This is a genomic window from Streptomyces sp. NPDC001890 (genome assembly GCF_042891445.1).
In the GTDB taxonomy this organism is placed as follows: domain Bacteria; phylum Actinomycetota; class Actinomycetes; order Streptomycetales; family Streptomycetaceae; genus Streptomyces.
On sequence record NZ_JBIATE010000010.1, the window covers coordinates 89,812 to 109,771 of the forward strand.

Genomic DNA, 19,960 nt, shown 5'->3' on the forward strand with positions numbered 1-19,960 from the left:
CTACCTGCCCCGCCACTTCGGGGGCCGTTTCTCGGTGAAGGCCGCATGGAATTCCGCGTAGTCCTCGCCGTGCATCAGCAGGGCCTGGGTGGCTGCGTCCATCTCGACCGCGGCGGCGAGCGGCATGTCGAGTTCGGCGGTGAGCAGGGCCTTGGTCTGGGCGAGGGCGAGGGCGGGTCCGTCGGCGAGGCGGCGGGCGAGCGCGGCCGCGCGTATGTCCGCCTGGCCCTCGTCTGTCAGCTCGCTGATCAGCCCGATCCGTTCCGCCTCGGGTGCCCGGACCGGTTCGCCGAGCATCAGCAGCCGGGTGGCATGGCCGAGGCCGACGACGCGTGGCAGCAGGTAGGCGGCGCCCATGTCGCCGCCGGAGAGGCCGACCCTGGTGAACAGGAAGGCGAAGCGGGCCGACGGATCGGCGACCCGGAAGTCGGCGGCCAGCGCGAGAACGGCCCCCGCACCCGCCGCCACCCCGTGTACGGCGGCGATGACGGGGAAGGGGGTCTCACGGAGGGCCCGCACCACCTGCCCCGTCATGCGGTTGAAATCGAGGAGCTGGGCGGTGTCCATGGCGAGTGTCGCGCCGATGATGTCGTCGACGTCTCCGCCGGAGCAGAATCCCCGGCCCTCCCCCGCGAGCACCAGGGCACGCACGCTGCGTTCGCGGGACAGTTCGGCGAGCAGATCGCGCAGGTCGGCGTAGGCACCGAAGGTGAGCGCGTTGAGTTTCTCGGGCCGGGCGAGCGTGACGGTGGCGACCCCGTCGTCCGTCGTCAGCCGCAGATGGCGCCAGTCGTCCGTGTGCGGGGCGGAACTGGGAAACGGGCTCATGGAGGGGGCTCCCCTTCAGCCGTCGGGCCGCTGCCTGCCCTCGAACTTATCACTCGTCCGTGACTTCCGTCACGAGCACGCAATACGTGGAGCGTGAGAGCGCAGTGGCCAACGTCCCTTTCATACCGGTCGGCAGACCCTTGTCTGTGTCGTTGCGGTTCGTAAGGTTGAAACCGAGAAGTCTTTACCGCCAGAGAGTCCCGCATCCGTGAACCCGCCCCCACCCCGGAACGGAAACCATGCCGTGCCCCCCGACGTCCCCGTTCCCGCCTCCTGGCGGATCGCCCTGCCGCACTCGACGGCGGCCGTACCGATCGCCCGCGCCCTGATCCGTACCGCGCTCGCGGACATCGACGCACCGGCCGACAGCGACACCGCCGAACTCCTCACCGCGGAGCTGGTCGCCAACGCGGTCGAGCACACCCGGAGCGACGAGCCCATCGAGCTGGTGGTGGAACTCCTGCCGACCGGCTGCCAGGTCGAGGTCCACGACCGCGACCCCGCCCCGGCGGGCGGCCTGTCCTTCCCCGCACCCGGCGGCGAGCCGGACCCCTGGCAGGAGCACGGCCGGGGCCTGCTGCTGATCCATACGCTCAGCTCGTCCTGCGGACACCGCACGACGGAGCACGGCAAGGCGGTGTGGTTCACCCTGCCGTCCCTCACGCCCCAGAGCTGAGGCGCCGCCCTCAGCCGGTGGCTCCGGCGCCGGCCAGCCGGGAGCGGCTGCGGCCGTAGAAGGCGTACACCGCTGAGCCGACCGCCAGGAAGACCGCGAACTGGACCCAGGTCGCCCAGCCCGTCCCGTATATCAGATAGAGGCAGAAGCCGACGCCCAGCAGCGGGCTCAGCGGATAGAGCGGCACCCGGAACGAGCCCTTCACCTCCGGGTTGCGGCGGCGCAGCACGATCACCGCGAGGTTCACCGCGACCATGGTGGCCAGTGTGCCGATGGTCGTCAGGTTCACCACCACGTCCAGCGACGAGAAGGCCGCCGGGACCGCGAAGACCGCCGCCACGATCCAGGTGTTGGCAACCGGCGTCGCCGTACGCGGCGAGACCCGCTCGAAGACCCGCGGGATCAGCCCGTCGCGCGACATCGACATCAGGATGCGGGTCTGCCCGTACATCACCGCGAGCACGACGGACGCGATCGCGACGACCGCGCCGAAGGCGATGATCCCGCCGCCCACGGTCGAGTCGGTGACCTGGTCGACGACGATCGAGAGCGCTGCGGGCCGGTCGGCCACGGCCTCCGGCCCGAGCGCGCCGATGGCGGCGAGCGCGACCGCGCAGTAGAGCAGGGTGACCAGGCCGATGCAGACCATGATCGCGATCGGGATGTTCCGCCGCGGGTTCCTGACCTCTTCGCCCGCCGTGGTGATGGCGTCGAAGCCGATGTACGAGAAGAACGCCAGCGACGCACCGGCCGTGACCCCGCCCGCGCCCTCGGCGAAGAACGGAGTGAGGTTGCCGTGCTCGAAGGCCGTGAAGGCGATGACGCAGAACGCGACCAGGATGGTGATCTTGAGGACCGCCATCGCGGCGGTGGCCCCGGCGCTCTCCCGGACGCCGCGCACCAGCAGGGTCGCGGCCATCATCACCACCAGGACGGCGGGCAGATTGATCACGCCGCCGTCGCCGGGGCCCGCCGAGAGGGCGGCCGGCAGCTGCACGCCGAAGAGGCTGTCCAGCAGCTCGTTGACGTACTGGCTCCAGCCGACGGCGACCGCGGAGAGCGAGACGCCGTACTCCAGCAGCAGGCACCAGCCGACGAGGAACGCTACGCGTTCGCCGAGGGTCGCGTAGGCGAAGGAGTAGGAGCTGCCGGAGACCGGGATGGCGCTGCCCAGCTCGGCGAAGGAGAACGCGGTGAAGATGCAGGTGATCGCGGCCAGCACGAAGGAGAGCACGACCGCGGGGCCCGCCTCGGCGACGGAGTCGGAGAGGCCGACGAAGATGCCGGTCCCGACGACGGCGCCGACACCGAAGCACACCAGCTGGAAGAGCCCCATGGTGCGCTTGAGGCCGTGCCCCTCCAGGTCGGCGCCGGACTCGGCGATCAGCTGGTGGGGGCTCTTGACGCGCGGCCCGGACGGGTGCGGGGGCCTCGGTGGGCGCAGCGGACTCACGGGGATGGTCTCTTCTCTGGTGGAGCATGTGGGGGGGTGCGCCCGGAGCTGTGGGGGCTCCGGTGGCGCACAGAAAAAAATGGGGTTCGAGCGTGCGAGCTCGAACCCCACCAAGGAGCGACATATTAGTCGCCTTCGCGCATGTTCACCCAATCGGGCGCATGCCCATGCGGCGATCAGCCCTTGACCGCCGGCGGCGCCATGGTCGCCACCAGAACGGCCTTGATCGTGTGCATCCGGTTCTCCGCCTCGTCGAAGACGATCGAGTGCGCGGACTCGAAGACCTCGTCGGTGACCTCCAGCTCCGTCAGCCCGTGGTCGGCCTCGATCTGCCGCCCGATCCCGGTCCCCAGGTCGTGGTAGGCCGGAAGGCAGTGCAGGAACTTCACGTCGGCGTTGCCGGTGGCGCGGAGCACGTCCATGGTCACGCTGTACGGTGCCAGGGCCTCGATGCGCTCGGCCCACACCTCCTTGGGCTCGCCCATGGAGACCCAGACGTCGGTGGCGACGAAGTCGGCGCCCTCGACGCCCTCGGCGATGTCCTCGGTGAGGGTGACGGTCGCACCGCTCGCGCCGGCCAGCCGGTGGGCCTCGGCGACGACTGCCTCGGCGGGCCAGTACGCCTTCGGCGCGACGATCCGGACGTCCATGCCCAGCAGGGCGCCGGTGATCAGGTAGGAGTTGCCCATGTTGAACCGGGCGTCGCCGAGGTAGGCGAAGGCGATCCGCTCCAGCGGCTTGTCGCTGTGCTCGGTCATGGTGAGGACGTCGGCGAGCATCTGGGTGGGGTGCCAGTCGTCGGTGAGCCCGTTGAAGACCGGCACGCCGCCGTGGGCGGCCAGCTCCTCCACGGCCGCCTGGCTGTCACCGCGGTACTCGATGCCGTCGAACATCCGGCCGAGGACGCGGGCCGTGTCCTTCACCGACTCCTTGTGCCCCAGCTGGGAGCCGGAGGGGTCCAGATAGGTCGTGGACGCGCCCTGGTCGGCAGCGGCCACCTCGAAGGCGCAGCGGGTGCGGGTCGAGGTCTTCTCGAAGATCAGCGCGATGTTCCTGCCGCGCAGCCGCTGCTCCTCGGTCCCCGACTTCTTCGCGCTCTTGAGCTCGGCCGCGAGCTCGATCAGGCCGCGGAACTCCTCGGCCGTGAAGTCCAGCTCCTTGAGGAAGTGGCGGCCTGTGAGGTCTATGGCCATGGGGCAGCTCCTGGGTCGGGCGAGGGTCGCACGTACAGTGACTCTGGAAGTCTATACGACACCATGCATCGCTATACGGAGCCCTGCTCGTGCCCTCCGCGCCGGCGCCCCGCCTACACCGGGTCGCGCACCACCGGACAGCTCATGCAGCGGGGGCCGCCCCGGCCCCGGCCGAGTTCGCTGCCCCGGATCTCGATGACCTCGATGCCCTCCTTGCGCAGAAAGGTGTTGGTGGTGGCGTTGCGCTCGTACGCGACGACGACACCCGGTTCGACGGCCAGCACATTGCAGCCGTCGTCCCACTGCTCGCGCTCGGCGGCGTGCACGTCCTGGGTGGCGGTGAGGACCCGGATCGACTCCAGCCCCAGGGCGTGCGCGATCGCCCGGTGCATGTGCTCGGGCGGGTGGTCGGTGACCTTCAGGTCCCGGGGCCCCGCGCCGGGCTCGATGGTGTACGAGCGGAGCATGCCCAGGCCGGCGTACTTGGTGAAGGTGTCGCCGTCGACCATCGTCATCACGGTGTCGAGGTGCATGAACGCGCGGCGCTTGGGCATGTCGAGCGCCACGATCGTGTGGGCCGAGCCGGCGTCGAACAGCCCGCGGGCCAGCATCTCCACCGCCTGCGGGGTGGTGCGCTCGCTCATCCCGATGAGGACGGCGCCGTGGCCGATGACCAGGACGTCGCCGCCCTCGATGGTGGACGGGTAGTCGTCCTGCCCCTGGGACCAGTGGTGGAAGGCGCCCGCTTCGGGCCCGGTGAACAGGGGGTGATGACGGTAGATCGCCTCGAAGTGGACCGTCTCGCGCTGCCGGGCCGGCCAGCGCATCGCGTTGATGGACACCCCGTCGTATATCCAGGCCGAGGTGTCCCGGGTGAAGAGGTGGTTGGGCAGCGGGTCCAGCAGGAAGTCGTCCAGGTCCATGACGTGGAAGCGGACGGAGACCGGCTCGCCGTGCCCTTCCAGGAACTCCCGCTTGGTCATGCCGCCGACGAGTGCGTCGGCCAGCTCCGCGCTGGGCAACTCCTCGAAGGCGGCCCGCAGATGCTCGGTGGCGAGCGGTCCGTACTCCTTCTCCTCGAAGACCCGGTCCAGCACGAGCCGTCTGGCCACCGGGATGTCCAGCGACTCACGGAGCAGATCGCCGAAGAGGTGCACCTCCACGCCGCGGTCGCGCAGCACGTCCGCGAAGCCGTCGTGCTCCTGGCGGGCCCGGCGCACCCAGAGCACGTCGTCGAAGAGGAGCGCGTCCTTGTTGCTGGGGGTGAGCCTCTTCAGTTCCAGATCGGGGCGGTGCAGGATGACGCGGCGCAGCCGCCCGGCCTCGGAGTCGACATGGAATCCCATGCCTCCATCCTCACCGTGCGCGGGCCGGTGAACCCTGCGAATCGCCAGTGGGTTCTGCGTGGATCGCTCCGCACAGCCCACTGGCGACGCCCCGCCGTCTTCGCGCCCGGTTTCAGAGCCTTGGGTCGACCGGCTCCGACTCCAGCGCCAGCACCGCGAACACCGCCTCGTGGACCCGCCACAGCGGCTCCCCGTCGGCCAGCCGGTCCAGCGCTTCGAGCCCCAGCGCGTACTCCCGCAGCGCCAGCGACCGCTTGTGCCCGAGGAACCGTCCGCGCAGCCGCTCCAGATTCTCCGGGCGGGTGTACTCGGGGCCGTAGATGATCCGCAGGTACTCCCGGCCGCGCACCTTGATGCCCGGCTGGACCAGTCTGCCCTTGCCGTCCCGGACCAGCGCGGCGAGCGGCTTGACGACCATGCCCTCGCCGCCGCGCCCGGTCATCTCCAGCCACCAGTCGACACCGGCGCGCACCGATGCCTCGTCCCCGGTGTCGACGACGAGCCGGCGGGTGACCTGGAGGAGCCCGGTCGGGTCGTGCTCGACCAGTCGGTCGAGCCAGGCCAGCTGCTCGTCGTGCGGTACGGCGGCCAGCGAGCGGCCCTGCACGGCGAGGATCTGGAACGGTGCGAGCCGCACCCCGTCCAGGCCCTGGGTGGACCAGCAGTACCGGCGGTACGCCTCGGTGAACGCGGCGGCGTCCTCGGCCCGCCCCTGCTGGCGCTCCGCGAGCGGACCGACGTCCACTCCTCGGGCGGCCGCCGCCGCGAGGGCCGCGTTGGCCTCCGGGAGGACGGCGCCGGACGCGGCACCGACCGCGGCGTACTGCGAGCGCAGCAGCCCGGACGCCTTGAGGGACCAGGGCATCAGCTCCGCGTCGAGCAGCACCCAGTCGGTGCCCCACTCCTCCCAGAGCCCGGCGGCGGTGACGGCGGTGCGCAGCCTGCCGAGGATCACCTCGGTGAGTGCGGTGTCGTCGAGGAACGGCCGTCCGGTACGGGTGTACAGCGCCCCGGTCGGCCCGTCCGCTCCACCGGAGGTGGCCCCGGCGCCGAAGCGCTCACGGGCGGCGGCAGCGTCCCGGCAGACCAGGGCGACCGCGCGCGATCCCATGTGCTTCTCCTCGCACACGACCTTGGTCACGCCGTCCGCCCGGTACTGCGCGAAGGCCTCGGCCGGGTGCTCCAGATAGCCGTCCTCGCGCGAGGTGGCGGTGGGCGCCATGGTCGGCGGGAGGTAACCGAGCAGCTGGGGGTCGACGGCGAACCGGCTCATGACTTCGAGCGCGGCGGCGGCGTTCTCCTCACGGACCGCGATGCGGCCCATGTGCCGGGTCTCGACGATCCGCCGGCCCTGCACATCGGCCAGGTCGAGCGGCCGTCCCTCCCGGCCACCGGGTGCCTCCGTGGCCAGCGGCTTGGCCGGCTCGTACCAGACCTGTTCGGCCGGTACGTCGACGAGTTCGCGCTCCGGCCAGCGCAGCGCGGTCATCTTCCCGCCGAAGACCGCCCCGGTGTCCAGGCAGATGGTGTTGTTGATCCAGGAGGTGTTGGGCACCGGGGTGTGGCCGTAGACCACGGCGGCACTGCCGCGGTACTCCTCCGCCCAGGGGTAGCGCACGGGCAGGCCGAACTCGTCGGTCTCGCCGGTGGTGTCCCCGTACAGGGCGTGCGAGCGGACCCGCCCGGAGGTGCGGCCGTGGTACTTCTCGGGCAGTCCGGCGTGGCAGACCACGAGCTTGCCGTCGTCGAGCACGTAGTGGCTGACGAGCCCGTCGATGAACTCCCGCACCTGCTCGCGGAAGGCCGGGTCCTTCTCGTCCTCCTTCTCCAGCTGCTCGATGGTCTCGGCGAGTCCATGGGTGTGCTGGACGTTGCGGCCCTTGAGGTAGCGGCCGAGCTTGTTCTCGTGGTTGCCCGGTACGCACAGGGCGTTGCCCGCCGACACCATGGCCATGACGCGGCGCAGCACTCCGGGGCTGTCGGGGCCGCGGTCCACGAGGTCGCCGACGAAGACCGCCGTACGCCCTTCGGGGTGCGCGCCGTCGACGTAGCCGAGCTTGCCGAGCAGGGACTCCAGCTCGGAGCTGCAGCCGTGGATGTCGCCGATGATGTCGAAGGGGCCGGTGAGGTGCCGCAGGTCGTTGTAGCGGCGCTCCAGCACCACTTCGGCGTGCTCGGCCTCTTCCTCGGTGCGCAGGATGTGCACCTTGCGGAAGCCCTCGCGCTCCAGGCCCCGCAGCGAACGGCGCAGTTCGCGGCGGTGGCGCTGGATGACGTGGCGCGGCATGCCGGCGCGGTCGGGGCGGGCCGCGTTGCGCGCGATGCAGACCTCTTCGGGCAGGTCGAGGACGATCGCGATGGGCAGCACGTCATGGCTCCTGGCCAGCTGGACCAGCTGCTTGCGGCTCTCGGACTGGACACTGGTGGCGTCCACCACGGTCAGCCGCCCGGCCGCCAGCCGCTTGCCGACGATGTAGTGCAGTACGTCGAAGGCGTCCCGGCTGGCGCTCTGGTCGTTCTCGTCGTCGGCGACCAGGCCGCGGCAGAAGTCCGAGGAGACGATCTCAGTGGGCTTGAAGTGCCTGCGGGCGAAGGTGGACTTGCCGGAGCCACTGGCCCCGATGAGGACCACGAGGGAGAGGTCGGTCACCGGCAGGGTGCGTGCGGTACTGGTCATGCGGCGTTCGCCTCCTTCTCGTTCCGGGTCCCGCGCCGCTGCGCGGTCTCGTCGGCCGCGGTCATCGTGAACACGGCCATCTGTGTGGGCGGTCCCACCTCGGGGTCGTCCGTCCCCACGGGGACGAAGTCGACTCCGTATCCGTGCCGCTCCGCCACTTCCCGGGCCCAGTCGCGGAATTCGGCCCTGGTCCATTCGAAGCGGTGGTCGCCGTGGCGCACCTGCCCGGCGGGCAGGGTCTCCCAGCGGACGTTGTACTCGACGTTCGGCGTCGTCACGAGGACGGTCCGCGGACGGGCCGAACCGAACACGGCGTACTCCAGCGCGGGCAGTCGCGGCAGGTCGAGGTGCTCGATCACCTCGCTGAGCACGGCCGCGTCATACCCCTTGAGCCGCTTGTCGGTGTAGGTGAGCGAGCCCTGCCGGAGCGTGACCCTGGCCGCCTGCCGCTCACCCATCCGGTCCAGCTTCAGCCGCCGTGACGCGATGGTGAGGGCGCGCATGGAGACGTCGACGCCGACGATCTCGGTGAAGGCCACGTCCTTGAGGAGTGCCTGCACCAACTGGCCCTGGCCGCAGCCCAGGTCGAGGACCCGGCTCGCGCCGGCGGCCCGCAGCGCTTCGAGGACCGCGGCGCGCCGCTGCTCGGCGAGCGGGACCGGCTTCTCCTCGGTGTCGGTCGTCTCGTCCACCGCGTTGTCGATGCTCTCGACTTCGAGGTCGTCCGACTCCGCGAGCCGCACCAGTTCGAGCTGCTGCATCGCCTGCCGGGTCAGCCCCCAGCGCCGGGACAGATAGCGGCTGGTGATCAGCTTCTGCTCGGGATGGGCGGCGAGCCAGCCCTCGCCCGCGCGCAGCAGCTTGTCCACCTCGTCCGGTGCGACCCAGTAGTGCTTGGCGTCGTCCAGCACCGGCAGCAGCACGTACAGCTGACGCAAGGCGTCCGCCAGCCGCAGCTCGCCTTCGAGCACCAGCCGTACGTACCGGGAGTCCCCCCACTCCGGGAACTGCTCGTCCAGCGGTACGGCCACGGCGTCCACGCTCGTCCAGCCGAGCGGCCCGAAGAGCTTGCGCACCAGCTCCGCACCACCGCGGGCCGGCAGCGCGGGCACCTCGATCCGCAGCGGCATCGGCGCCTGCGCGCGCTCGGGCAGTGCCCGGCACACACCGTTCAGCGCGGACTTGAAGACCGCGCTCATGGCGACGGAGAGCAGCGAGGACGCCGCGTACGGGCGGTCGTTGACGTACTGCGCGAGCGCCGCGTCGGGAGCGCCGCCCCGGCCCTTGCCCTTGCCGCGGCGCACCAGCGCCACGGGATCCACTTCCAGCAGGAGCGCCGCGGTGCAGCGCTCGGCGGATGCCTCGGGGTAGAAGACATGCGCGGTGCCGTGGGAGGTGGAGAACGTCTGCGCCTTCTCGGGATGCTTGTGCAGCAGAAAGCCGAGGTCGGTCGCTGGACGTTCCGGGTTGCCGGTCGTACTGATTGTCAGGAACACACGTCCGAGTATGGTCCGCTCCACTTGCCCCCCACCAGGTATTTTCGCGTGTCCCGGACATCTGCCCGGCGAGCACTCCGGCCCGCCCGCGCGCGGCCGGTCCGCTCCCCCCGCTCCCGCTCACGTCGGCCCGTCGGCCCCCGCCGTGCCGAGCAGCCCGGCCAGTTCCGCGACGGTGTCCGGGCCGACCCGGCAGCAGCCGCCGATCAACCGGGCCCCGTCGTCCTGCCAGGCCCTTGCCCGGCCCGGGTCGAACGTGGGAGCACCGGCCCATCCCCGGGCCCCCGCGTCCCACCGCTCACCGCTGTTCGGGTAGACGACGACCGGCTTCCCGGTCACCTCGGCGGCCACCCGCACCGCCCGGTCCGCATCGGCCGGATCGCAGCAGTTCACCCCCACGGCCACCACCTCGTCGAGCCCCCGGACCAGCCCGAAGGCCGTCTCCAGCGACTGGCCCGCCCTGGTCCGGTCGCCCGTCACGCTGTACGAGAGCCAGAGCGGCAGCCCGCACCCCTCGACCGCCCGCAACAACGCCTCGGCCTCGTCGACGTCCGGCACCGTCTCCAGGGCCAGCGCATCGGGCCCGGCGGCGGCCAGCGCCTCGATCCGGGGCCGGTGGAAGCGCTCCAGCTCCCGGACGGTGAGCCCGTACCGGCCCCGGTACTCGCTGCCGTCCGCCAGCATCGCCCCGTACGGGCCGACCGAACCGGCGACCCAGACATCCCGCTCCACCGCCCCCGCGGCCCGCCGCGCCAGCCGGACACTGCGGGCGAACAGCTCCGCCGCCTCCGCCCGTCCGGTCCCCCGCCGCGCGAACCCTTCGAAGCTCGCCTGGTATCCGGCCGTGATGAGCACCTGCGCACCCGCACGCACATAGGCGGTGTGGGCCGCCTCGATCTGTCCGGGCCCGTCCGTCAGCAGCCGGGCCGACCACAGGGCGTCGGACAGATCGCAGCCCTGCGCCTCCAGCTGGTTGGACAGCCCTCCGTCGAGCAGGACCGGCCCTGCCGCGAGGGCTCTGCCGAGCGTACGGGCGGGGTGCACAGGTGACTCCTTGCGTCGTCGGTTCTCAGCCGAGCTGGGACTGGACCTGGGCGGAGATCAGTTCCAGGTGATCCAGGTCGTCCAGGTCCAGGACCTGGAGGTAGATCCGCGACGAGCCGATCGCACCGTACCGGCCGATCTTGTCGACCACCTCGGCGGGCGAGCCCGCGAGCCCGTTCGCCTTCAGCTCCGCCACCTCACGCCCGATGACGGAGGCGCGGCGCGCCACCTCGGCGTCATTCCTGCCGACGCAGACCACCAGGGCGTTGGAGTACACCAGGTCGTCCGGTTCACGGCCGGCCGTCCTGGCCGCCTCCCTGACCCGGCCGAACTGCTTCTCGCTGTCCTCCAGCGACGCGAAGGGGATATTGAACTCGTCCGCGTAACGAGCGGCCAGTCGCGGTGTACGCGTCGCACCGTGACCGCCGATCAGCACCGGCACCCTGGCCTGCGCCGGCTTGGGCAGCGCGGGCGAATCGGTGAGCTGGTAGTAAGTGCCGTCGAAGCTGTACGTCTTGCCGGTCTCCGTCGCCCACAGCCCGGTGATGATCTCCAGCTGCTCCTCCAGCCTGCCGAACTTCTCCTTGGGGAACGGAATGCCGTAGGCCTTGTGCTCCTCCTCGAACCAGCCCGCGCCGAGGCCGAGCTCGACGCGCCCGCCGGACATCTGGTCGACCTGCGCGACCTGGATGGCGAGCACGCCGGGGAGCCGGAAGGTCCCCGCGGTCATCAGCGTGCCGAGCCGGATCCGCTTGGTCTCACGCGCCAGCCCGGCCAGGGTGATCCACGCGTCGGTCGGGCCGGGCAGCCCGTCCCCCGGCCCCATGCGGAGGTAGTGGTCGGAGCGGTAGAAGGCGTCGAAGCCGAGGTCCTCGGTCGCCTTGGCGACGGTGAGCAGGGTGTCGTAGCTCGCCCCTTGCTGGGGCTCGGTGAAGATTCGAAGATCCATGCATCCATCCTGCACCTCCGGACACCCCTCACCCGCCTCCCGCGGCCTGACCGCCCGGTCACTCCCGAAGCCCCGCGCGACCGCGGCCGGCCGCGCCCGTACCCGCCGTCCCACCGGCGCCGCCGACCACGCCGTACGAGCCGTACGAGCCGTTCACGCCGTACGCGCCATTCGCTCCGTACGGGCCGTCCCGCCCCCGGCCGCGCTCCAGATCCTGCTGCCGCTCCCTGTCGTGCTCGTCGAGGCGGCGGAGCATTCCGTGCACTCGGTCCATGGACTCGTCGGCCGCGTCGATCGCTTCCATGCACTGCCAGTACAGCCCCTGCTCATCGGTCTCGCAGGCGACCCCGACCAGGGCCATCCCCACCTCCCCGAGCAAGGCGCCCAGCCCCGTCAGCGTCGCCCGGGGCTCGGCGAGCCCGGAGAGCTGTGCGGCCCGCGCCACCCCGGCCCGCGCCGCCGGATGGTCCAGCGACCCGCTGCTCCGACCCCCGATCTCGCTCAGCCCGCGCGCCTCGCCCCGTAACTCCTTGGGCCCGTCGGCCGCCAGGCGACTGCCGATCGCCTGGGCCAGCGCCTGCGCCTGCCAGGCCTCCGCGATGATGTCCGGCGTCCCCCTGCTCTGAGCCAGAGCACGCCGGCTGACTCCCACAAGCCGTTCCGCTTCCATGCGTTCCCCCGTCCGTACGAAAAGCCGCTCACCTCATCCATTACCCACAGTGAGGTCACCGGTACCGAAAAGCCAGAGGAATTCGGAAATCTGTGGACAGAAAATCGATTGTGGACAAGTTGATCACTCCGAAGAGTGACGATCGCCGGATTCTGTGGACTCCTGGCTCCCCGGCACCGGGAATCGGGACTCGTTCCGGTCGATCTTCTCCGACAGGGCCGCGAGCGCGTCGATCCCCAACACCTCGCAGAACTGCAGCAGATACGCGAGGACGTCGGCGACCTCGTCCGCCACCCGGTGCGCGGTCCCGGGCCGCTCCATCACCCGCGCCGACTCCTCCGGCGTCAGCCACTGGAAGATCTCGACCAGTTCGGCCGCCTCGACGCTCAGCGCCGATGCCAGGTTCTTCGGGGTGTGGTACTTCTCCCAGTCCCGCGCGGCCGCGAATGCGGCCAGCCGTCGCTGAAGGGTCCGTACATCGAGTTCCGGCACGGCTCGCGGCTCGCCCTGCATACTCTCCCTCTCTCATGCCCCCTGAGCCGTCGTGGGGCCGTCGTCGCTCTTCGGGTCGCCCCCGAACGCGCGGTTGCCGGCCTCCCGCGTGCGCTTCTCGCCGCTCGGCATCAGGTGAGTGTAGGTCCGGCAGCGCGAAGCCGGGATCGCGGCACCTCCAGGCACCCCGACTCAGCCGTCACCCGATCAGTGACCAGGGCGAAAGAGCTCTGCAAGCCGCCCATAAGTCCGAGGAATCCGGCATGAGTTGACTGACCGTAAGTCAAAATAGCTGTCCCCGAGGCGAATTCGCCCCGAGGGCGTCAACAACATTTCGGGGGTGTCCATGCATGAGCCGGGACAGGGTCTGGGGCCCGAGGATCCGCGCACGGTCGGGGAGTACGAGATCACCGGCAAGCTCGGCGAGGGCGGCATGGGCCGGGTCTACCAGGGCCGCTCGCCCGGCGGCCGGCTGGTCGCCGTCAAGGTGGCCCGCGCCGAACTCGCTGCCGACGAGGGTTTCCGCGCCCGCTTCCGCAGCGAGATAGCCGCCGCGCGGCAGGTCGGCGGCTTCCACACCGCACAGGTCGTGGACGCCGACCCGGACGCCACCCCTCCCTGGATGGTCACCGCCTTCGTGTCCGGCCGCGGCCTCGACCGCACGGTCGCCGAGGACGGACCGTTCGACGAGGGGGCGCTGTACGCCCTGGGCGCGGCGCTGGCCGAGGCGCTGACCGCGATCCACACGTGTGGGGTGGTGCACCGCGACCTCAAGCCGGGCAACGTCATCATGTCCGACGACGGGCCCCGGGTCCTGGACTTCGGTATCGCCCGCGCCCTCCATGACACCCGTCTCACCCACACCGGCAGCGTCATCGGCACGGCCGGTTTCCTCGCGCCCGAGCAGATCGAGCAGGGCACCGTCGGACCCGCCTGCGACGTGTTCGCCCTCGGCGCGGTCCTGGTGCACGCGGCAGGCGGCAGCGCCTTCGGCGAGGGCCCGGCGATGAGCCTGCTCTACCGGGCCGTGCACGGCGAGCCGGACCTGTCGGCGGTGCCGGAGGGGCTGCGCGCGACGGTCGGCTCCTGTCTCGCCAAGGACCCGGCGGACCGGCCCACCGCGCCCGGCCTGCTCGCCGAACTGCGCGCCCACGCGCCGGCCCCGGTGCCGACACCGGACCCGGCCCCCGGCCCGTCCTCCGATCCCGCCCCGGCCGCGCCGCCGAAGGCCCCCGCACCACCGGCCGCCGCCCCGAGGCCGGTGCCGGTGCCGCCCACCGCTGTGGCCCCGCCCGCCCCCGTGGTCTTCAGGGCCACGCCCGGGCGCAGACTCACCAGGCTCGTCTGGCCTCTGATCGGCGCGCTGTTCGCGGCCCTGGTCACCCTCGGGTCCTGGCAGACCGACTACTCGGAGTACGACAGCGGCGAGAGTCTCCGGCTCTGGGCGCCGGTGGCGCTGGCCGCGTTCACGCTCCGCGTCGCGGTCGTCCTCGCCCGGCCCCACACCGTCACCGTCGAGACGCCCGGCCTCACCGTCCGCAGCCGGCGCAGCACCCGCAAGGACGACCCGTTCGTCACCATCCCGTGGACGGACGTCGTCGCCGCCGGCCGCCCGCCGGTCGCCAAGGGCCCGAACGTGCAACTGCTCCTCAAGCTGCGCTTGGGCGCCCCGCTGCCGCTCCCCCGCGAGGGCGTCGAGCCCCGGTACCCGGACTGGGTCACCGTCACCGTGCCCCGGCCGATCGGTACCACGACCACCACGCTGCGGGGACAACTGCGCGAGGCCGTCGCCCGCTGCGCCCCGCACGTCCACGTCGACTACCTCTGACCCCGGACGCCCGTCATCCGCCCTGCCCCGCACGGACGCTGGGCGGATGGTCGGGCTGCTGCCCGCCGGCGACGAGACAGCGATCCGGGCCGGCGTCCGGGCGATCTCCGCCACCGCCCCCGGGATCGAGGTGGTCGCCGAAACCCGGGACGGGCACCAGGTGGCCCAACCGGCCCTGCCGGCCACGGCGAGGGCACCGGTCGGACGAGGCATCGCGCGACCGAAGTCCTGGCAGATGTTCCGCAGATCCCGCATCAGCCCCAACCGCATGGCCGTCATCACCAAAGCCATCCTCACGCTGGAGCAGCAACGCTGAAGCGCTCAATCAACGGGACGGCCCTTGGCCGTCGATCTCGTCGAGGAATTCACGGAATTCCATGGCCGGGTACTGGGCGGGCAGTTAGTGATTTCAGTGGTTTTCATGAAACCGGGAACCAACAGGTCGTCCGGGTGATTTCGGTCGGCTCGACCGTTGAGCCACAGCACGCCCCGAACCATGCCTGTTCTTCTTGAACTCCATCAAGAATGCAGAAGGCGAGAGAAGATGGTCGGGCGAAGGCAGTTCCTCATGGCCGGTACCGTCGGTGGTGCGGCCATGCTGCTTCCACAAGGTCTCCAGGGCGCACCGGCATTCGCGTCGCACGGTACGGGGGAAGGGCACCCGGGCCTCAAGGCAGCGAAGACTCCCCCGCTGGCAAAGTACGTCGATCCGCTCCCCAGGCTGACGACGGCCGTCCCGGATCGGTCCGTCCATCGGGGCGCCGATTACTACGAGCTCACGATGCTGCAGCGCCCGTGGCAGTTCCACCGGGACCTCGGGGCGGGCGCCGTGTGGGGTTACTGGGCCAGGAATCCGTACGATCCCGAAATGCCGATCGGCATGGGCTATTTCGGCCCGACCATCGTCGCGACCAAGGACCACCCGACGGTCGTCAAGTACCGCACCGAACTGCCGACCACCCACCTGTTCCAGGACAGGGTCGATCAGTTGCACCACGACAGTCCCGACATGCTTCCGGAGAATCTCTCCGTATGGAACGTCGTGCATCATCATGGTGGATTCACCCCGCCCCAGTCCGACGGCCTTCCACTGCAGTGGTTCACCTCGGAGGGCGTTCACGGCCCGGACTACGCCACTCTGGATCCGCGCCGCGCCGCATCCAACGAAGCGATCTACGGCTACACCAACCACGAGCACACGAGCTGCATGCTCTGGTACCACGACCACGCCATCGGGATCACCAGCCTCAACGTCTATGCGGGCCTGGCCGGCGCCTACCTCATCCATGATCCCGCCGACAGGCGGCTCGGCCTGCCGCAGGGCGAGTTCGAGGTTCCCCTCATCCTGGCCGACCGGACCTTCCATCCGGACGGCTCGCTCGCCTACACCCTGGACAAGGAGTTCGGCGCGGACACGCCCGTGGTCAACGGGAAGGCGTACCCGTTCCTGGACGTCCAGCCGCGGCGCTACCGGCTGCGCATTCTCAACGCATCGAATACGCGTACGTGGCGGCTGCGGTTCAACACCGGCACGAAGACACTGCCGTTCTGGCTGATCGGGACCGACGACGGCTACCGTTCTCCGTTGCAGTTGGAGAGCATTCTGTTCGGGTCGGCCGAGCGGATCGACCTGATCGTCGACTTCAGCCGGGTTCCCCTGGGCACGAACGTCACGCTGGAAAACTTCGACGCGCCCGTCTACTTCCCCAACGGCAACGGCGCGGAGATCCCGGAAGTCATGCAGTTCCGGGTGACCGAAAAACTGTCCGACACGGACCGGACGACACCACCCGCGACACTCGCCCTGCCGCCGGTCACGCGGATCCGGCAAACGCCGGAAACGCCCCGTCGGCAATTCGTCGTGTACCAGCGGACAGCCGACGATCCCCTTCAGTTCAACGCGCTGCCCTTCATGGCACCGAGCGCGGACTTCATCGAGGTGGGTTCGACCGAGATCTGGGAGTACATCAATCCCCAGCCCGTCGCCCACCCGGTGCACGTCCATCTCGTCAACTTCCAGGTGCTGGAGAGACAGCCGTTCGATGGACCTGCCTTCCAGAAGGTCTACGAGCAGTGGGTCGAGAACGGCAGAGAACCGGCGGACCAGCCGAAGGTGGCCGACTATTTCACCGGCCCGCCGACTCCGCCGGACCCGGACGAGGAAATGGCCCGCAAGGACACGGTCAGGGCGTACCAGGGGATGGTGACCAGAATCATCCACCAATTCGATGTCCCGGGCACGATCGCGTCGATTCCGGACAGCGGAACCGAGTTGCCGGCGACGTACATCCACCACTGCCACATCCTCGAACATGAATGCGACGACTTGATGCGCCCGTGGACGGTCGTCGACCGTGGCGGCCACCACAATCATGACGGCCACCACAATCATGACGGCCACCACGGCCACGACAGCGGTGGCGGCGGCCACTGACAAACGCGACGGTGCCCCCTCGGCCGAGTTCTCGACCGAGGGGGCACCGAACGTTCTCCGCATGCGACCGCTGCGAAAGATCCGCAAGACGGTGTACAGCGATGGGTTCAAACAATCCCCGTGCACTCCAAGTAACCGTCTTCATCCCAGCAGCAAACCACGTACTCCCCCGCAAGTTCCCCGGTGTCGCATCCGGGTTCGATCCAGGGGATATTCGGGGATTGGGAAGACGATGATTGAATTGATTCCCGCGCCTGCACCGTCCCTGCCGAGCCCAGCAGCAGCGAGGCGAGCACGGCAACTATTGTCAGCGCCGCGATCGAGGTAAACCCCGACATTCTTGGCCGTTGACGAATGTTCGTTACTGGTCTCATCGCAAGACCTTGCCTTTCGCTCGCTGCCACACATGCCATGGATTCCGCATACAAGATGCGGACTCCTGGACACTTTCCGGGTTTCAGGCACGTGCGAGGCATTCAGATGCATACCGGCCGGTGAACTCACCACAGACAGAGATCAGTTCGGGGCACGTAACCATCGTGGCACCGCCCCCATGCAGTCGCAACTGCGCAATTTACTCGGACTGCTTGAGCAGGGCACCACCCCAATTGGCCTGTCTGCGCACTTGAATGCCCGCAGCACTGGAATCCTTGCTGCCGCGTGACCAAGTCATGAAAAGCCCTGTTCACGTCCCCCTGTCGCACATCCCCACTCCCTCATGCCATTATGGAAAACTGCGCCGTCGACGGAGAGAGACCATCTGTACGCCGGCCCGCCTCAAAATGAATGCCGGACCGGGTGCGAGACCTCAGGGAGAGCACAGTGTCCGCATATCGCGCTTCTCGGATGCAACAATGCGTGACGCCAAGGGCTGTCCCTTGATCCCTGGTGGATCAGCGTGCGGCGTCGGACGCGGTGCATCGCAAGGCGGAGGGACGCCCGAATACTGGATGTATTCGGGCGTTCCGACAACGCGGCGAGGTGCCGTGGCCGTCGTCGCGCGCCCGCCAGGGATCACGGGACAGCCCTTAGCAGCCTCGGCCGCTCTGGTCATCGGAGGGAGTGCCGCAATGACCGCCACACATCGAGTGCGGTCACGGCCCCAGGGCCACCACCGTCACCCCGGGCATCTCCCGGGCCCGTACCGCACCCGCCTCCGTGACCGTGCCGACCAGCCTGAGATGCCCGGCCGCCCCGATCGACAGGGCCAGGGAGAGCAGCTCGTGCAACTGCCGTCCATCCAGGTCGCGGTCGAATCCGTCGGCCAGCACGGTGAGGGTCTGCATGGCCGGCGGCACCTCTCCGGCGGCGTCCACCGCCAGCACCCCGGGACCGGTGAGCAGCACCAGGGCGAGGGCGAGATACCTCAGCTCGCCGTCGCCGAGCCGCCCGACCGGGGTGGCCGGTCCTCCGCCCCTGCCGAGAACCGCCCGCAGCGACCCGTCCGGGAGCCGTTCGACGCCCAGTGCGGTCACCGGCCCCGCGCATCCGGCGTGCGCCGCGGCGACCAGCCGGGCATGGCGCTGCACGCACTGCGTGTGCGTACGCTCCAGCACCGCCGCCAGGTTCTCGCAGCCGCGCCGCAGCCTGCCGTCACCGGCCGGCACGGAGGCCCGCATCCGCTGCGGTTGCGGTTCGCAGGCGAAGACCGACCGCAGGGCCACCACCATCTGCTCGGCGGCGGCCAGGACCCGTAGCTGCCCCTCGGTCCGGCCCGCGACCCGCAGCGGCAGCAGAGCCGTGCCGAGACGGTCGTCCGGCAGTGGCGCCCGCGTCACCGGGACCGCGCCCGCGGTGTGCCAGGCCGCCTGGACCGTGGCGCGTCCCGGGTCGCGCAGCGCGGTGGTGAGCAGGGTCTCGCCGCCGCCGGTCAGCCGTTCGCCGACGATGCGGAGGGTGGGCTCCGCCTGTACGGCGACATCGAGCCGTACCGGTCCCGCCGGGCCGTCCGCCGTGCAGCCGATCCGGAAGCCGCGGCGGCCCTGCGCGTCGGCCGCGGCCCCCTCCGGTACGCAGGCCGCCGGATCGGGGAAGACCTCGTCCAGCGGGTCTCCGCCGGCCAGCCGCGCCAGCGCCTCGTACGCCCGTAACGCGCTCGACTTGCCGCTGCCGCCCGGACCGCCGAAGAGCGTGACCGGGCCGATGGGGAAAGCGGCGCCCCGGTGCGAGGCGAAGGCGGACAGCCGCAGTTCGGTGACGACGGGCCCGGCGGGGTGGACCCGCACGCGTGCGCCGGGGGGTGTGCCGTCCGGCGCGGTCGAACCGGTGGACGGCAGGGGGGAGGTTTCGGGGCGGAGTGTGGTCATGGGCGGACGGTATGCAGGCCGTCATCAGCAGAACCGTTCCGCCTGAACGACCTTCCTACGATCGGGGTACGTCCACGCACCTCGCGCGTCCCACCTCGTGCGCCCCTGCCACCGCCCGCCCCGCGGCCCTCCTACGAACCGGGAAGACCCGCCGCCGTGACGCCCTCGACCTCCATGCCGACCGGCGACAGCAGAAAGACATTCCGGTCGACCCGGTGCATTCCGCTGCCGAGGCCGAAGACCACCCCGCTGGTGAAGTCCAGGATGCGCTTGGCCACATCCGTCTCGGCGCTCGTCAGATCGAGCAGCACCGGAATCTGGGCGACCAGGTATTCGGCCACCTCCCGTGCGTCCGCGAAGACCTGGACCCGCAGCACGACGAGTCGCCGCTGTTCGGCCGCTTCGGTCTCGTCGGGGACCGTGCGGTGATCCACCCTGGACGGCCACTCGTTGCGGCTGCGCAGAGGCACGACCTGGGCAAGCCCCTCCCACTGCTCGTCCGTGACGTCGTACCTGTCGTACCTGCTCACCGGACCACCCCGTCTGTGCTTCGGTTGGCGTTGCGCCG

15 protein-coding genes and 1 pseudogene are annotated in these 19,960 nt (G+C 70.4%); 4 read left to right on the forward strand and 12 right to left on the reverse strand.

The features are described 5' to 3' along the window. Entirely contained in the window at positions 1–828 is an 828-nt protein-coding gene (locus ACFYY1_RS23950; protein ID WP_388588880.1) for an enoyl-CoA hydratase family protein, read from the reverse strand. Between the two features lie 244 nt (positions 829–1,072). Between ACFYY1_RS23950 and ACFYY1_RS23955 the strand changes: the two genes are divergently transcribed. Next, positions 1,073–1,504, forward strand: a complete 432-nt coding sequence (locus tag ACFYY1_RS23955) for an ATP-binding protein (RefSeq protein WP_388588883.1) — start codon at positions 1,073–1,075, stop codon at positions 1,502–1,504. A gap of 10 nt (positions 1,505–1,514) precedes the next feature. On the opposite strand, the gene ACFYY1_RS23960 is transcribed toward ACFYY1_RS23955, so the two are convergent. The 9 genes from ACFYY1_RS23960 to ACFYY1_RS24000 all read right to left on the reverse strand — a co-directional run bounded on the left by ACFYY1_RS23960 (position 1,515) and on the right by ACFYY1_RS24000 (position 12,845). Further along, complete coding sequence (locus tag ACFYY1_RS23960) at positions 1,515–2,957, reverse strand: amino acid permease (protein ID WP_388588886.1); 1,443 nt, start codon at positions 2,955–2,957, stop codon at positions 1,515–1,517. A 176-nt stretch (positions 2,958–3,133) separates the two neighbouring features. Then, the gene (gene argF, locus ACFYY1_RS23965; protein WP_388588888.1) at positions 3,134–4,150 is read right to left on the reverse strand and encodes an ornithine carbamoyltransferase; all 1,017 of its coding nucleotides are present in this window, start codon (positions 4,148–4,150) and stop codon (positions 3,134–3,136) included. Positions 4,151–4,263: 113 nt separating this feature from the next. Next, positions 4,264–5,496, reverse strand: coding sequence for an arginine deiminase (locus tag ACFYY1_RS23970; protein WP_388588891.1), 1,233 nt, complete (start codon positions 5,494–5,496; stop codon positions 4,264–4,266). Between the two features lie 112 nt (positions 5,497–5,608). Next, positions 5,609–8,173 carry a polynucleotide kinase-phosphatase gene (locus tag ACFYY1_RS23975; RefSeq protein WP_388588893.1) on the reverse strand — a complete coding sequence of 855 codons (2,565 nt, stop codon included), beginning with the start codon at positions 8,171–8,173 and terminating at the stop codon, positions 5,609–5,611. Then, positions 8,170–9,669, reverse strand: coding sequence for a 3' terminal RNA ribose 2'-O-methyltransferase Hen1 (locus ACFYY1_RS23980; protein ID WP_388588894.1), 1,500 nt, complete (start codon positions 9,667–9,669; stop codon positions 8,170–8,172). Before ACFYY1_RS23980 ends, ACFYY1_RS23975 begins: the two co-directional genes overlap by 4 nt. A gap of 120 nt (positions 9,670–9,789) precedes the next feature. Further along, a complete protein-coding gene (gene mmuM, locus ACFYY1_RS23985) occupies positions 9,790–10,713 on the reverse strand; it encodes a homocysteine S-methyltransferase (RefSeq protein WP_388588896.1) in 924 nt (307 codons plus the stop codon). A gap of 25 nt (positions 10,714–10,738) precedes the next feature. Then, on the reverse strand, positions 10,739–11,662 hold the full coding sequence (locus ACFYY1_RS23990) for an LLM class F420-dependent oxidoreductase (protein ID WP_388588898.1): 924 nt from the start codon (positions 11,660–11,662) through the stop codon (positions 10,739–10,741). A gap of 58 nt (positions 11,663–11,720) precedes the next feature. After that, complete coding sequence (locus ACFYY1_RS23995; protein WP_388588900.1) at positions 11,721–12,332, reverse strand: DUF6099 family protein; 612 nt, start codon at positions 12,330–12,332, stop codon at positions 11,721–11,723. A 123-nt stretch (positions 12,333–12,455) separates the two neighbouring features. Further along, on the reverse strand, positions 12,456–12,845 hold the full coding sequence (locus ACFYY1_RS24000) for a nucleotide pyrophosphohydrolase (RefSeq protein WP_388588902.1): 390 nt from the start codon (positions 12,843–12,845) through the stop codon (positions 12,456–12,458). Between the two features lie 325 nt (positions 12,846–13,170). Between ACFYY1_RS24000 and ACFYY1_RS24005 the strand changes: the two genes are divergently transcribed. The 3 genes and pseudogenes from ACFYY1_RS24005 (at position 13,171) to ACFYY1_RS24015 (ending at position 17,086) form a co-directional block, all read left to right on the forward strand. After that, positions 13,171–14,652: a serine/threonine-protein kinase gene (locus ACFYY1_RS24005; RefSeq protein WP_388589162.1), complete on the forward strand. Its 1,482-nt coding sequence runs from the start codon at positions 13,171–13,173 to the stop codon at positions 14,650–14,652. Positions 14,653–14,833: 181 nt separating this feature from the next. Beyond that, positions 14,834–14,968 (forward strand): annotated as a pseudogene (locus tag ACFYY1_RS24010) (IS5/IS1182 family transposase); the annotation flags it as partial. Positions 14,969–15,124: 156 nt separating this feature from the next. Further along, positions 15,125–17,086 (forward strand): multicopper oxidase family protein, encoded by a 1,962-nt coding sequence (locus ACFYY1_RS24015; RefSeq protein ID WP_388588905.1) that lies wholly within the window; start codon positions 15,125–15,127, stop codon positions 17,084–17,086. Between the two features lie 1,094 nt (positions 17,087–18,180). Here ACFYY1_RS24015 and ACFYY1_RS24020 read toward each other — a convergent pair. Together ACFYY1_RS24020 and ACFYY1_RS24025 are read right to left on the reverse strand one after the other, a co-directional pair. Next, on the reverse strand, positions 18,181–19,392 hold the full coding sequence (locus tag ACFYY1_RS24020; RefSeq protein ID WP_388588907.1) for an ATP-binding protein: 1,212 nt from the start codon (positions 19,390–19,392) through the stop codon (positions 18,181–18,183). Between the two features lie 131 nt (positions 19,393–19,523). Continuing rightward, on the reverse strand, positions 19,524–19,922 hold the full coding sequence (locus ACFYY1_RS24025; RefSeq protein WP_388588909.1) for a cell division protein SepF: 399 nt from the start codon (positions 19,920–19,922) through the stop codon (positions 19,524–19,526). Positions 19,923–19,960: the final 38 nt, after the last annotated feature.

Coding starts and splice junctions, on each gene's coding strand:
- ACFYY1_RS23950 (WP_388588880.1), bottom strand. CDS start 828: ATGAGCCCGTTTCCCAGTTCCGCCCCGCACACGGACGACTGGCGCCAT.
- argF (WP_388588888.1), bottom strand. CDS start 4,150: ATGGCCATAGACCTCACAGGCCGCCACTTCCTCAAGGAGCTGGACTTC.
- ACFYY1_RS23970 (WP_388588891.1), bottom strand. CDS start 5,496: ATGGGATTCCATGTCGACTCCGAGGCCGGGCGGCTGCGCCGCGTCATC.
- ACFYY1_RS23975 (WP_388588893.1), bottom strand. CDS start 8,173: ATGACCAGTACCGCACGCACCCTGCCGGTGACCGACCTCTCCCTCGTG.
- ACFYY1_RS23990 (WP_388588898.1), bottom strand. CDS start 11,662: ATGGATCTTCGAATCTTCACCGAGCCCCAGCAAGGGGCGAGCTACGAC.
- ACFYY1_RS23995 (WP_388588900.1), bottom strand. CDS start 12,332: ATGGAAGCGGAACGGCTTGTGGGAGTCAGCCGGCGTGCTCTGGCTCAG.
- ACFYY1_RS24000 (WP_388588902.1), bottom strand. CDS start 12,845: ATGCAGGGCGAGCCGCGAGCCGTGCCGGAACTCGATGTACGGACCCTT.
- ACFYY1_RS24005 (WP_388589162.1), top strand. CDS start 13,171: ATGCATGAGCCGGGACAGGGTCTGGGGCCCGAGGATCCGCGCACGGTC.
- ACFYY1_RS24020 (WP_388588907.1), bottom strand. CDS start 19,392: ATGACCACACTCCGCCCCGAAACCTCCCCCCTGCCGTCCACCGGTTCG.